Here is a 14039-nt window from a genome sequence, read left to right on the forward strand (position 1 = left end):
CAATTCTTACCCCTTAAAGCAGCGGTTTGCGTAAATGCCAAGCCGTCGCCTGTTCGTAAGCGTAAGCCACTTCAAACAGTTTCGCCTCACCCAACACCTTCCCAATTAACTGCATACCGATGGGAAGTCCCTGTTCGTCAAACCCACAGGGGAGACTTAAACCCGGTAAACCCGCCAAATTCACCGGAATCGTCATCAAGTCCGACAAATACATACTCAACGGGTCGGAGGTTTTTTCACCCGCCTTGAAAGCCGTTGTCGGCGCCGTCGGACAGACCAACACTTCCACTTGAGAAAACGCCCGTTCAAAGTCCTGTTTAATCAGGGTTCGCACTTTTTGGGCTTTGAGATAATAAGCATCATAATATCCCGCCGACAGCGCATAGGTTCCCACCATAATCCGCCGTTTGACTTCCGCCCCAAACCCTTCGGCACGGGTTTTACAGTACATATCAATTAAATTTTCCGCATCGGGACTGCGAAAACCGTATTTCACCCCATCGTAACGGGCTAAGTTCGCCGAAGCTTCCGACGGTGCAATAATATAATAAGTGGGTAAACCATAGCGGAAACGGGGACAAGAAATCACCTGAATTTCGGCACCCAACTCCTGCAACGTTTCCACCGCCTTCGTCACCGCTTTTTCAACAACCGGGTCCAAACCTTCCCCAAAAGTTTCTTTGATGACACCTATTTTAACGCGACTTCTGGGTTTGAGCGTCGGTTTCAAAGCCGAGAGATAATCCGGGATTTGAACATTTAAGCTGGTGGCATCTTTAGGATCATAACCCGCGATCGCCTGTAATAAAACCGCCGCATCTTCAACGGTTCGGGCCAGCGGGCCAATTTGGTCTAAAGAAGAGGCGTAGGCCACCAAACCGTAGCGAGACACCAGCCCGTAAGTCGGCTTCAGACCCACAATACCACAAAAAGAAGCCGGTTGACGAATCGAACCGCCCGTATCCGAACCCAGCGCCACAACGCATTCATCCGCCGCCACCGCCGCCGCCGAACCCCCCGAAGACCCGCCCGGAACCCGTTGTACATCCCAAGGATTTGCGGTAACTTGATAGGCAGAATTTTCGGTGGAACTCCCCATCGCAAATTCATCTAAGTTCGTCTTCCCGACCATTATCGCCCCCGCTTCGGCCAACTTTTGCGTTACCGTAGATTCGTAAGGCGGGACAAAATTCTCTAAAATCTTGGATGCACAGGTGGTTCTAATTCCCTGAGTGCAGAGGTTATCTTTAATGCCGATGGGAATTCCGGCCAGCAAGCCGATTTCTTCTCCTGCGGCAATTTTAGCATCCACTTGTTGGGCTTGCTGCAACGCTCGATCTGCTGTTACACATAAAAAGCTGTTTAATTTTGAATCCAGTTGCTCAATGCGGTCTAACGCCTCTTGGACGATTTCTACAGCCGAGCGTTCCTTGTTAACCAGTTGTTGGTGCAACTCGCAGATGGACGCCATTCCCTATCCTCGCGTGTGTTAGTTTCTATCGATCAGAGTTTACCAAAAATAGGAGATGATTTTCCTGTAAATCGATTTTTCAGGGCAATTGTATAGATGACTTCATCGTTTTTTTGCCTCATCCTCTCGTTTCCAAGCCGGTTGGTGGAAAATCAATCACATTCTACAACATCCATTACCCAGTTGAACAGATCGAGTTTCAAATTAATCTTGATTTTTGCTAAAATTCCGAAAATTAAGTCCCGATCTCCCAGTTATTCCTCGTTAGAAAGGAGGAATTCCTAAAGAATATCAAAACTATTTCTAATCCCCGAATTAGCTGATCATTGAGCGTTCATCATTATTATAGCCAGCTTATTTATCTAATAAACGACAAATTAATTCACCCGCTCCATTTTTCTCAAACCGTTTTATCTTTCCCGAGCTATCAATTTTAGTCCGTCTGCGACAATTATAAATTTCAACAGGTGTTTTTTTGCCGTTAATACTCACAGACGCTCGATATTCCCAATGATATTTGGCGCTGCGTTTAATACTGAGAATACAAATTTTATTGTCATTGACAGTCCGACACATAGACGCTTGAACCGGTTGGGTAAACGTTAACGAAAAGTAGATTGAGAGTAAAACCGTTATCAAGAATTTCACCATAGATTCTTCAAAAAATAAGTTTACAGCTATTCTACCTTGTTTTTATGAAATTCTAAACTTTCGGGCGGGTTGATTACAGTTATCAGTTATTAGGGAACAGTTCAATAATTGATAATTAATAATGGATAATGGAGAATTACCTCGACCATTATGAAGAGGATTGATAGAGAGGAAATAATGGATAAGGAGAGGTCTTAAACCTCATTAATTAATGATCAATTATCAATTGTCAATTATCCATTGATAAGGTACATCCCAAAAACCCGGTTTCTTTGAGAAACCGGGTTTTTCAAGGCATCATCTGGGTTTTTGATTTTAAAATATAGAGTTTAACAGTCAGTTATCGGGGCGGGTTTATATAAATTGTTTCTTAGAAAATATAGATTAATTCGGAGGCGCGCCCCTACAAAAGTTTTAAATTCCTTTATTCCTACTTGTCAGAATGCAAAAATAATGGTTTGCTAGAGTTGACCGAACTGACCTCTATTTTTTCTAACCTATGTCTAACCCAACCCCGAAGCAAATTTTAGAAACACTGCTTCCTTATCTGCGAGTTGCAGCCGGTTATGCGCGTCAACTTCAACCCCTTATTCGCGCCCTTCCCGCTAAAGACGGAGATAACTTTTTCGCCGAAGCACTAACCGACGCAGACTTATCTATTCAAACCTTAGTTGAAGTCGCTTTGTTAGGAACATTTCCGAATATTCGTTTCTATGGAGAAGAACATGAACAGTCGGGAAATACAAAATATTTTCGCAGTATTGAACTCGGAGAAAAAGGGGATTATTTAGTTACCCTAGACCCTATTGATGGCACTAAATTTTATATGGACGGACACAACAACTATCAAATTATTCTCACCGTTCTTAACAGCGATGAATTTGAAGCCGTGTTAGCCATTTCTCCCGCTTTAAATACTTATTATTATGCGCTGCGAGGAGAAGGAACATTTACGGGTTCTCTCGAAGACGACTTAAACGCTTGTGTTCCGGTGAAATTAGACTCATCCGAACCGATTATTTTGTTGGGATGGGGAATGAGTCAATATAAACCCCTTTTACAAAAATATTATGATGTCATTGATGTTGGAAATGATTACAGTTTAGAAACTCAAATCCCCAACCATAACGGCATTTTAAGCGGTTGTATTTGCGGGGCTGTTACGCGATCTGCTAAATTTATTGATGGGGCTGCACTGGCATTTTTAGCCCAAGAAGCCGGATGTATTGTTACCACCCACGATGGCAGTTCTCCGCCTCCTTTAAACGCCTGTGAAAATTATAGTCGTCCCGGTTTATTGGTGGCGGCTACGGAGTCGGTTCACCGACATTTATTGGAAGCTGCAAAAACTCTAAAAAAGGCTTAGATTAGATTCAATTAAATCTTGAGTCGGACGTTTGGGCTGTAAGTTTGGGGCGCAATTTAGGTTGAGTTGGGCGCAAGTGTAAAGCAATTTGGGCGCAAACAGCAGCGCCCCTACATTTCAATTAATATGCTACGATAAAAATTACACGAATAGATTGAAAATATAGAACCGAATAATATTATGACAATTGCTCAAGACTTGGAACGTTCCCAAGAAGAATGGGTAGAAATAGAATATCCCCCGAGTGACTTAGAAAGTCAGGAGCCGCCTTTGGAAAGTTATTTACATCTACAACAACTTTTGTTACTGCTAAAATGTTTAGATTGGCTGTGGAAAGATAGACAAGATTATTTTGCTGCCGGCAATCTTACTATTTATTATAGTCCGAATCAAAAGAAATCTGAATACTTCCGAGGACCCGATTTTTTTGTTGTCTTGAACACCGAACGCAAACCCCGAAAAAGTTGGGTAGTTTGGGAAGAAGACGGAAAATATCCTCATGTTATTATCGAACTATTATCCAATTCAACCGCTAAAGTAGACCGGACAGAAAAAAAACAAATCTATCAAGAAATCTTCCGCACTCCCGACTATTTTTGGTTCTCTCCAGATACCTTAGAATTCCAGGGTTTTCATTTAGTAGATGGCAAATATCAAGACATTTACCCCAACGAACGGGGGTGGCTTTGGAGTCAACAGCTACAACTTTTTATCGGTATTTATGAACAAAAATTGAGGTTTTTTACTCCCGAAGGCGTCTTAGTTCCCACACCCGAAGAAGCCGCACAAACCGCACAAAAAAGAGCCGTTACAGCCGAAGAAGCAGCCCAAACTGCACAACAACAATTAGAACTTGAACGACAACAAAAAGAAAAACTAGCCGCAAAACTTCGAGAATTAAACATCGACCCCGATACCTTGTAAGATGAAATATTATCATCCCAAAAACCCGGTTTCTTTGATCAACTCTTTTGACTTATTCCAAAAACCCGGTTTTTCTTCGCAACCGAGTTTTGATTCTGACTCCCTTCTATATTATTCCAAAAACCCGGTTTCTTTGAGAAACCGGGTTTTTATTGGCAAAATCTCGCTAAACTAGAAATAATTCAACCAGCGCTTAAAATACTTTTTCCCCAACACTCCAACTATGACCGTTCTTTCTCCCCAACTACAAAAAACGTTATCAACTCCCCTCAAAATTGGTACGGTTGAGGTAAATAGTCGGGTGCTTCAGTCGCCGTTATCGGGTGTAACAGACTTGGTATTTCGGCGCTTAGTGCGGCGATATGCGCCCGAGTCAATGATGTATACTGAGATGGTTCACGCTTCCCAAGTTCGCCATCTCGATGAACTTCCGCAAATGATGGAAGTAGACCCCAACGAGCGCCCTATCAGTATACAACTGTTTGACTGTCGGCCGGATTTTTTAGCCGAAGCCGCCCAACGAGCGGTACAAGAAGGCGCCAATACCGTTGATATTAACATGGGCTGTCCGGTGAACAAAATTACCAAAAAAGGCGGGGGTTCCTCGCTGTTGCGACAGCCAGACGTTGCCGAAACTATTGTACAATCTGTAGTTAAAGCCGTAGATGTTCCCGTAACCGTAAAAACCCGTATCGGTTGGGATGACAACGAAATTAATATTCTTGATTTCGCCAAACGCATCGAAGACGCCGGCGCCGCCATGATTACCATACACGGACGCACTCGCGCTCAGGGTTATAATGGTAAGGCAAACTGGGAATGGATTGCTAAAGTTAAGCAAATTCTTTCTATTCCCGTGATCGCCAATGGTGATATTATTTCAGTGGAAAGCGCTCTCAATTGTTTGCAGCTAACCGGCGCCGACGGGGTGATGTGTTCGCGGGGAACGTTGGGATATCCGTTTTTGGTCGGGGAAATAGACTCGTTTTTGAAGACGGGAGAAATTAAACCCCAAGCCAATATTATTGAACGTCTCGAATGCGCCAAAGAACATCTCAAGGCTTTAGGAGAGTATAAAGGTCAGCGGGGAATTTATCAATCTCGCAAGCACATGACTTGGTATGCTCGGGGGTTTGCGGGGGCGAATGAACTTCGTAACCAGTTAGCGAAAATAGAGTCTGTAGAGCAGGGTTGTGATTTAATAGATCGTGCGATCGCTATTTTTTAAGGAACAGGGGACATGGGAAAGAAAAAATCGTTTTTCCCAGAAATTTCGCGATTTTTTTTTCGGCAGACCCCCTTGACTTTTTCGGGCGGCTTGGGGTATTATTTTACATAATGGGATGGTTGTGAAAAAAATATTTTTGTCAACCCTCGATTATACTAAATATTACTTCTAATCTATCAGAATCAGCCGCCCTTTGTCAACCCTCACACACCGGCGAATCTGAGATCAATAGAAAGGGAAATAGGGTCGAGTAAATAGGCTTTCCCCAAATACTCCGATTGCCCGATCAATTCCGAGTTTTGTATAAAGTTCACGATCGCGATCAACTTTAATCTATTAAAATGACACGAGAATGAGTGAGCGATCGCAAACGTTTCACAAAGCACTGACCACAGAAGATTGACAGGGCGACTATGGAATCACTGAAAGGACGAGATTTCCTGAGTTTGGCTGATGTGAGTATTGATGAGTTGTACTCGCTGCTAGGGTTAGCGTCGCAACTCAAGTCAGGAATGGTAAAAGTTCAACGAAATAAAGTGTTGGGCTTGATGTTTTCCAAAGCTTCGACGCGCACCAGGGTTAGCTTTACCGTAGCAATGTACCAGTTGGGCGGACAAGTCATTGACCTCAACCCGAGCGTTACTCAAGTCAGCCGGGGCGAACCTCTGGTCGATACGGCGCGAGTGTTGGATCGTTATCTTGATATTATCGCGATTCGCACCTTTGAGCAAAAAGATCTTGAAACCTTCGCCGACTATGCAAAAATTCCCGTTATTAATGCTTTAACCGATCGCGAACATCCCTGTCAAGTTCTCGCCGATTTAATGACGGTTCAAGAATGTTTTGGCAAGCTCTCCGGTTTAACGTTAAGCTATTTTGGCGATGGTGCCAATAATATGGCGCATTCGTTACTTTTGGGTTGTGCAATGGTGGGAATGAATGTGAGAATAGCCGCTCCCGCCGATCATCAACCGAATCGTGATATAGTCGATCAAGCGGTTGAAATTGCCCAAAGCAAAACAGAAGTTACCGTTACAGACGACCCCATCGCAGCGGCAAAAGATGCCCACGTTATCTATACTGATGTTTGGGCGAGTATGGGTCAAGAAGAAGAAGCCCGAACGAGAATTCCCGTTTTTCAACCTTATCAAGTTAACGAACAATTAATGGCAAAAGCGGCAAATAATGCCATTGTTTTACACTGTTTACCCGCCCATCGAGACGAAGAAATTACCGACGCTGTTATCGAAGGAAAACAGTCACGAGTTTGGGACCAAGCCGAAAACCGAATGCACGCCCAAAAAGCATTACTCGCCGTTTTATTGGGATAATTAAAAAACCCATTTTCGGGGAGAGTTCCAAACAGTTTTCAGTAATCCCTCATGTAGGGGCGGGTTCTAAATTAATTTATGTTTTCCCACTCTCAACTGATATAAACCCGCCCCGGAGTCAGAATTTAACACTTTTGCCTAGAAAATAAAAAACCCGGTTTCTTCTACGGCGCACCGAAAATAGACTTCGGTGTATTGTAAAAGAAACCGGGTTTTTGGCTTGATTTAACACGAAACTGGATTTTTGAGGATAAATTTCCTTATTCCTGTTGAGATTTAATATTTTCCGCAAACCCAAAATTCACCGTAGGCGGTTCCAAGTTGGGAACGATAATATCGATCCCAGGCGGTAACGGCGGTAATTTCGGGCTACCGGTATTCGCATCAAAGGTTTCTTGGGGTAACGCCGCAATAAAGCTTTGTGGGGGTAACTCTGCCGATCGCATTGTATTCAAAAGTTGAGCCAAAGCAAATTCGAGTTCATTTTGCGGGTTCACCGCTACCCAACCCTCACTGGTCAATTTCCGCAATTCAAAGTGTAAATGAGGCCCGGTAGACATCCCCGTACTTCCCACACGTCCGATCACTTCCCCCTGTTTAACCCATTCTCCGGGTTGTACAAACAATTCCGATAAGTGAGCATAAAGGGTTTCGTGAGATTTGGCTTTGTGATCGACAATCACCGCCAGCCCGTAACCGCCCAACCAGTCGGCGATGGTCACTTGACCCGAATAGGAAGCCACCACAGGCGTTCCCGTATCCGCCCCGATATCAATTCCGGTGTGGAAACGACCGATACCCAATATCGGATGATTTCGCCAACCAAATAACGACGTAATAGGCGCCGGAATACTCAACGGAAATAATAAATTCGTGTCGTTGTTTCCCGGAACCGCAGGCGGTCGCATCGTGCGATTATAATAACTCATCCCGGAATTGCTCATCCCACTCACGCTCACCGGGCCAACTTGAATCGGACTCAAACCCGCCACCGGGACCTGACTGGGCGATGCCCCATACCATTGGGGTGCGGGAGCCGGGGCGCTTTGCCAAGTTCCGCCACCCGCACCATAATAGGAATTGCCGGCGTAGCTGTTATCATTGCCGACATAAACGTTATTGTTATTAATTGAATTGCTATTTCTAACCAGAGGATTTCGGCTACCGCCCATATCCCCTGCGATCGCCGGAGGATAAGCCGGAGGATAAGGGAGATAATTACCATCTGCGGTGTAAGCCGGACTTTCAACGGGTAAACAAGCCCCATCGGGAACACCACCGCCGACGCCGACCGCAAATTCGCATCCGGTGGTTCGTTCGGAGAAAATGACGGTATCGGGGGATTGATAACCGCCTGTTGCCCCAATATTATATTCGGTTTGATCGATATAATTGTTTCCCGGTGGCTCTACATTCGAGTTTTCCGCTTGGGGAGACATCACGGGAGGCGTCGCAACGGGTTGTTTACCCGGAAGAACCAAGCCATCATTTTCGGGGGGAATCGTTGCTTCTTTAGTCGGTAATTCGATGGGTTTAGAAGGCGGAGGAACAATCGTCGGAATCTCCAACTGGGGCGGTTCGGCGTAGTATCTATCTACCGATGGAGGATCGGTCGCCGCCGGTTCAGGATAATAGGGTTCGGGTGCAGAGTAACTGTAGCCTCCCGTTGGCGCTTGATAATCCGGTGCGGGTGCGGGTGCGGGTGCGGGTGTCGAATAGTACCCCGATTGAGAATCGTAACCTCCCGAAGAATAACCATAACCGCCACTGGGTGCAGAGTAAGCTTCCGGTGCAGAATAACTGGGTGCAGAGTAACTGGGGGCGCTGTAACTGGGAGCGCTGTAACTGGGAGCGCTGTAACTGGGAGCAGAATAAGATTCCGGTGCGCTGTAACTGGGTGCAGAATAGGACGCACCCGTATCATAGGGTTGGGAGTCTATCGGAATCGAAAATTCTTGCGTGGCGATCGCACTACCGCCGAGCATACCCAAACTGGTCACACAGCCCAACCCTAAAATAGCTGAACTGCCTGCAATTAAACGAGAGCGTATTTTACCGATATCAGTCCGGGTAGATGATTGTTGTCGCTCGTTAGCACAATCTAAAGATCGAAGGCGTTGGTTAGAGTACCGAGATTCCGTCATTTTCCTCACACAACCGATGTGGATAGGTCAAGTTTTGATATGAAATGATTCTTCTGAACCATAGCCAAGACTTATTTTACCTGGCTCGATGCAAATTTCTTGGGCTTTATTGGCATCATCGGGTTTAAGCATAACCCGGAGTTCGCCGTTTGCATTGACTCCCACGATGACACCGCATCGCTGTGCTACTTTCACTTGCGACCCAATACAGGTTAAAAGCTGCGAGTAGGATTTTAACAAAGATTCTATTCCTACCGTTGATAACTGCCACAAACCAATTCTTAATCCTTGTAAAATCAGTGCGGCCAACATCTCTAACGAGTACACCCTGGGCGGATCGGGACTTTGAGCTAAGTAGGTTTGCAGGTTAATTCCCGTTTCGGGGATGGAGTTTGCCCAATTGATGCCGACCCCGATGACAGCTTGAATAATCTGCCCATTGCTCACCTTAGTTTCTGTTAGGATACCCCCTAACTTACGTTCTGTCAGGATTAAATCATTCGGCCATTTTAAACGAACGGGAATGTCATAATCTCGCAGAATTGTTGCAATTCCCCAAGCACTACAGAGGGTGAGTTGAGCTTGTTGACTGGCTAAAATTTTGGGATCGTAAGCCAAAGACAAGTATAACCCACCTTGGCTCGATTGCCATTGTCGTCCCCATTGTCCCCGCCCTGCGGTTTGTTGACTCGCAATCACGACGGTTCCCGCTTTCGCGCCGGTATTGATTAAATTCCACAGGGTTTGATTGGTCGAAGCAATACACTCGAATACCTGTATATTTAATTCCAAAAGCGGGGTGTTCTCGGTTGGGGCGAATCCCTGTAAGGTTTCTAAAGCGGCTTCTAAACGTTCACAATTGAGGGTCACGGTGGAATTAGAGTAAAATTCTTGGCTAAGATGAAAAGACTTGCGTTCGGACACCCAAATTTAACACCTTTTCCTATGTATAGTTGGTACTGGCATCAATGGCAAGATTTACCCTATCTCAAATGTAGTTTGCTCGATTCTTGGCCTCACGGTTTTTTTAGCCGCCATTTTAACCCCCGTCCTCCCGAGTCCTTGGTCGCCGTTTTAGAACCCGATGCTGCGGCTTATCGCGTTAAACAGGTACATGGGAATTTAGTCTTAAACACAGCCAATATTTCCCCTTTACCCTCGACAGACTCCACAGACTCGCCCGAACTTCTCGAAGCCGATGCCATCTTCGCCCAACATCCCAAACAAGCAGTTTGGGTCGCCAGCGCCGACTGTGTGCCGGTTTTAATTGCCGATACCGAAACCAAAAACGTCGCCGCCATTCATGCCGGTTGGCGGGGAACGGCGCTTAAAATTTTACCGCAAGCGATCGCGCAGTTTCAAGCGGCCGGCAGTGAATTAATTAACCTGCGAATTGCCCTCGGACCCGCTATTTCTGGGGATGTCTACCAAGTCTCCTCCGATGTCGCCCTCCAGTTGGGGGCCACGATTTTACCGATAGAAGCCACAACAGGCGTCGAGGAGGCGTTGGCGGCGCTGTTTGACTTGGCGGAGTCTCCGGTAAAACCGGACCCCGAACCCGATAAAGTCCGGGTTGATGTGCGTCGGGTGAATGCTTTACAGTTGGAGCAGCTTGGCATCAGTTCCGAACAGGTGGCGATTTCGCCCCATTGCACCTACCAGCAACCGGAATCTTTTTTTTCCTATCGCCGAGACCATCTCAAAAACGTTCAGTGGTCGGGAATTGTCAGCGTTGAGTCTTGAGAGCGACCCACCCCGAACGCCCCATCTTGAACGTCAGCTTGTATACTGGTCATTATGGACGAAATAGGTCTATTTTTACGGGTAAACTCCTTAAAGCGATCCTCTATATTGGGGGTGATCGCGTTAAGCTTAAATTAGTTAGAGAGAAAATTTAACAAACTGCGATGAGTGAGCAAAGTCCCTATGAACAGCTTGGGGTCACGGTCGATGCCTCCTTTGATGAAATTCAGGATGCACGCAATCGCCTCAGAGAACAATATAGTGGTGAGCGTCAGCTTGTTGAGTCCATTGAAGCGGCTTACGATGCTATTTTGATGGATAGACTCAAATTGCGTCAGGAAGGAAAAATTAAAGTTCCCGAACGCATCCGTTTCGCAGAGGAACGGGTCCTGCAAAAACAAAAAGCTTCGACCACTGTACAACAGTCTAATTCTTCCCAACCGCAATGGTTGCAGCGAATGCTCGATACTCCTACCCGCTCTGATGTTTTATGGACATCGGCGATGTACGGGGGATTGAGTGTTTTGACTCTTTATCCAGAAATGAATATTCAGTTGTTGCAACTTCCCCTGGCGCTCGGTGTCGGTGCGGGTCTCTATTTTCTTAATCGTAAAGAAAATCAATTTGGTCGGGCTGTGTTATTGACCGTTTCGGGTCTGATTATCGGCTTGATTTTGGGGAGTTTACTCAGTCCGATGGGGGGTTTATTGGAACCCGAACGGTTTATTACGTTGGTCACTTTGATTGTTTTATGGTTGGTTAGTTGTTTCCTCAAATAGTCTGCTAGTGCTTAAGTTCAACTGGAAAGTCTGAAGTTTTCCTTTTTTGGCGGTGGGAAACTTCGGGCTTTCTCGTTTTTGGTTGGGTTTTTATGGGTTTTCGGTTGGGTGGCGCTGCATTGGACCGAAATATTCTATATTTCTACAAGTGGGGTGGGTTAAACTCCTCATCTGATCATCGTTGAGCAAAAACGCTTCAAAGTTGACCCACCCCACTAAATACATTATGATATCGAAACACTTTTTGGACCGAAATATTCTATATTTCTAGAAAAAGTGTACTTAAAATTTTTTTTGGCGTGATGAAATCAATCAATCGTTTGAGATGGGTAGCTTTCGGCGCGGCTGTATTTCTCAGCGCTCACCTGTTCTCGACTTCCCTTGCTTTCGGTTGGCTCACCGCAAATCCCGCGATCGCCAGGACTCCGATTAATGATCAGGTTTCCTCTATTGTTATTTTAGCAGAAGATGGCGTTTTACAAGCGGATGTCCGGCAAGAATTTAATCAAAGCAGTCAAACTCCTTTTAACGCTCATAATTTTACAGGATTGGCGGGTCAATCGGTCACGATTACCGTAGAAAGTTCTGATTTTGTTCCGACTCTAATTTTACTCGACCCTCAAGGAGAAAAAATCGGTGCGAGTGGTCAAATTAGCCGCAATCAATTTAAGTCGGAACTGAAAGCTAGTTTAAATCAAAATGGCGTTTATACTCTCCGAGTTGGCGGGGAAACGTCTACAATAACATCCGGGAAATATTCGCTCAAAATTGCCAATTTAGAACCGCTATCGGTTTCTACAGAAAATCAAGACAATCAAAAACCGCCCTCAGTTGAAAATCAGAACAAACTGCAAAATTTAGAAGAAGAATTTCAACGCTCGGAACGATTTACATTATTAGCCCAAGCGGATCAATTTTACCGCAGTGGAAATAAAGCCAAAGCCGAACAACTGTATCGACAAGTTAAACAACCCTTTGAAGCCGAAAAATACTATCAATTTATCCGACCCGTTACCAATCCCAAACAGTTAATTCCCGAAGCGCAACCCCTATGGATCGAAGCCCAAGCGGTTTGGAAAGAAACCAGCGATCTGAGTTTATTACAGAAATTTGTTCAACAACATCCCGAATTTATTCCCGGTCATTTGCTCCTTTCTGAAGCTTATCAAAAACAAGATAAAACCGAATATTCTTTGAAAGTTTTAGAACAGGCAACCAGTTTATTTCCCGATGTTTACGAACTCATTATAGCACAAGTTCAAGCCTTAGAAGCCGATAGAAAATATTTAGAAGCATCTCTGGCGGCGCGTCAATTTACCCTGATAAAACCGGAACATCCCGAAACCCCCGCTTTACTCGAAAGTGCAGATAAGAACTTAGAAAAATTTCAGGGAAGATTGAAAGGACAAATGGTGAGGCGGGGAATTTTAGGAACTGCGGTTCGAGTAGGAGGATGTGTTCTTTTGGGCGGATGTAACCCCGTTGGTGCCGTTATCGGAGAAGGGGTAAAAATGGGTACACTTTTGGTACAAGGAGAGTCAGGAATTGGGAATCAAATTGCCGGAATGTATAAACGGGAATTACCCATTGTTCAAGAAGGTGCTGTCGTTGACTACGTGAACGAATTGGGAAATAAAATCGCGAAATACATGGGAAGAAATGACTTTGATTATGAATTTTATGTCGTTGACGATGAGGCGTTGAATGCGTTTGCTTTACCGGGAGGGAAGGTTTTTGTCAACACCGGAGCGATTTTAAAAACCAATTCCGAGGCGGAACTCGCGGGTTTATTAGCCCATGAAGTCAGTCATGCGGTGCTTTCTCACGGGTTTAAACAAGTGATTACCAGCAATATTTATAACAACCTGGGAGACATTGTGAATGCGGCTTTAAACAATACGGTTCCCCTCGGGAATATTATTGCCAATTTGATTAGTTTAGACTACAATCGCGACCAAGAACGACAGGCGGATTTAGTCGGAACTCGGGTATTAGCAACCTCTGGATATGCTGCGGATGGCTTGCATAATTTGATGATAACCTTAGGAGAAGAAAACGGTTCTCGGGGGGGTTTATCGTTCTTTGCGACGCATCCGGCGACCGGTGAACGGGTGGCTTATATTGAGGAATTAATTCAACGCAATGGTTACAACCGTTATGGGTTTGAAGGCGTAGAAAAACACGCCCAAATTCAAAAAGAAATCGGCAAACTCAATAAGAATCTCGAAGAAACAACTTAATTCAATATTTTTAGTAGGGGCGCATGGCAATGCGCCCTAAACTCGCTTATATGATGTGCGGGATTAATGGGTGTTATGACAGAATGATTGTTGATGAGTCGGATATCATCTTACTGATGTCCTAAACTTGCTAATATTATTAACAAAATTGAGGTAAATTTT

General features: G+C 44.9%; 11 protein-coding genes. 7 read left to right on the plus strand and 4 right to left on the minus strand.

The features are described 5' to 3' along the window. Nucleotides 1–13 precede the first annotated feature (13 nt). A complete protein-coding gene (gatA, locus tag ACL6C3_RS29405; protein ID WP_413163554.1) occupies nucleotides 14–1471 on the minus strand; it encodes an Asp-tRNA(Asn)/Glu-tRNA(Gln) amidotransferase subunit GatA in 1458 nt (485 codons plus the stop codon). Nucleotides 1472–1825: 354 nt separating this feature from the next. Next, nucleotides 1826–2122, minus strand: coding sequence for a hypothetical protein (locus ACL6C3_RS29410; RefSeq protein ID WP_413163556.1), 297 nt, complete (start codon nucleotides 2120–2122; stop codon nucleotides 1826–1828). 499 nt (nucleotides 2123–2621) lie between these two features. Between ACL6C3_RS29410 and ACL6C3_RS29415 the strand changes: the two genes are divergently transcribed. The 4 genes from ACL6C3_RS29415 to argF all read left to right on the plus strand — a co-directional run bounded on the left by ACL6C3_RS29415 (nucleotide 2622) and on the right by argF (nucleotide 6971). Next, entirely contained in the window at nucleotides 2622–3488 is an 867-nt protein-coding gene (locus ACL6C3_RS29415; protein WP_413163558.1) for an inositol monophosphatase family protein, read from the plus strand. A gap of 180 nt (nucleotides 3489–3668) precedes the next feature. After that, on the plus strand, nucleotides 3669–4412 hold the full coding sequence (locus ACL6C3_RS29420) for a Uma2 family endonuclease (protein ID WP_413163559.1): 744 nt from the start codon (nucleotides 3669–3671) through the stop codon (nucleotides 4410–4412). 223 nt (nucleotides 4413–4635) lie between these two features. Beyond that, nucleotides 4636–5640, plus strand: coding sequence for a tRNA dihydrouridine synthase DusB (gene dusB, locus ACL6C3_RS29425; RefSeq protein ID WP_413163561.1), 1005 nt, complete (start codon nucleotides 4636–4638; stop codon nucleotides 5638–5640). Nucleotides 5641–6053: 413 nt separating this feature from the next. After that, nucleotides 6054–6971, plus strand: coding sequence for an ornithine carbamoyltransferase (gene argF / locus ACL6C3_RS29430; protein ID WP_413163562.1), 918 nt, complete (start codon nucleotides 6054–6056; stop codon nucleotides 6969–6971). A gap of 260 nt (nucleotides 6972–7231) precedes the next feature. Here argF and ACL6C3_RS29435 read toward each other — a convergent pair whose 3' ends face one another. After that, nucleotides 7232–9115, minus strand: coding sequence for a peptidoglycan DD-metalloendopeptidase family protein (locus ACL6C3_RS29435; protein ID WP_413163564.1), 1884 nt, complete (start codon nucleotides 9113–9115; stop codon nucleotides 7232–7234). A 27-nt stretch (nucleotides 9116–9142) separates the two neighbouring features. After that, complete coding sequence (locus ACL6C3_RS29440) at nucleotides 9143–10039, minus strand: biotin--[acetyl-CoA-carboxylase] ligase (protein WP_413163566.1); 897 nt, start codon at nucleotides 10037–10039, stop codon at nucleotides 9143–9145. A 21-nt stretch (nucleotides 10040–10060) separates the two neighbouring features. On the opposite strand from ACL6C3_RS29440, the gene pgeF reads away from it, so the two are divergent. The 3 genes from pgeF to ACL6C3_RS29455 all read left to right on the plus strand — a co-directional run bounded on the left by pgeF (nucleotide 10061) and on the right by ACL6C3_RS29455 (nucleotide 13877). Further along, nucleotides 10061–10858, plus strand: a complete 798-nt coding sequence (pgeF, locus tag ACL6C3_RS29445) for a peptidoglycan editing factor PgeF (RefSeq protein WP_413163567.1) — start codon at nucleotides 10061–10063, stop codon at nucleotides 10856–10858. 164 nt (nucleotides 10859–11022) lie between these two features. Next, the gene (locus tag ACL6C3_RS29450) at nucleotides 11023–11637 is read left to right on the plus strand and encodes a CPP1-like family protein (RefSeq protein ID WP_413163569.1); all 615 of its coding nucleotides are present in this window, start codon (nucleotides 11023–11025) and stop codon (nucleotides 11635–11637) included. Nucleotides 11638–11939: 302 nt separating this feature from the next. Continuing rightward, nucleotides 11940–13877, plus strand: coding sequence for a M48 family metalloprotease (locus tag ACL6C3_RS29455; protein WP_413163571.1), 1938 nt, complete (start codon nucleotides 11940–11942; stop codon nucleotides 13875–13877). Nucleotides 13878–14039: the final 162 nt, after the last annotated feature.

This window comes from Capilliphycus salinus ALCB114379 (assembly GCF_047276495.1).
GTDB classification, from domain to species: domain Bacteria; phylum Cyanobacteriota; class Cyanobacteriia; order Cyanobacteriales; family Microcoleaceae; genus Capilliphycus; species Capilliphycus salinus.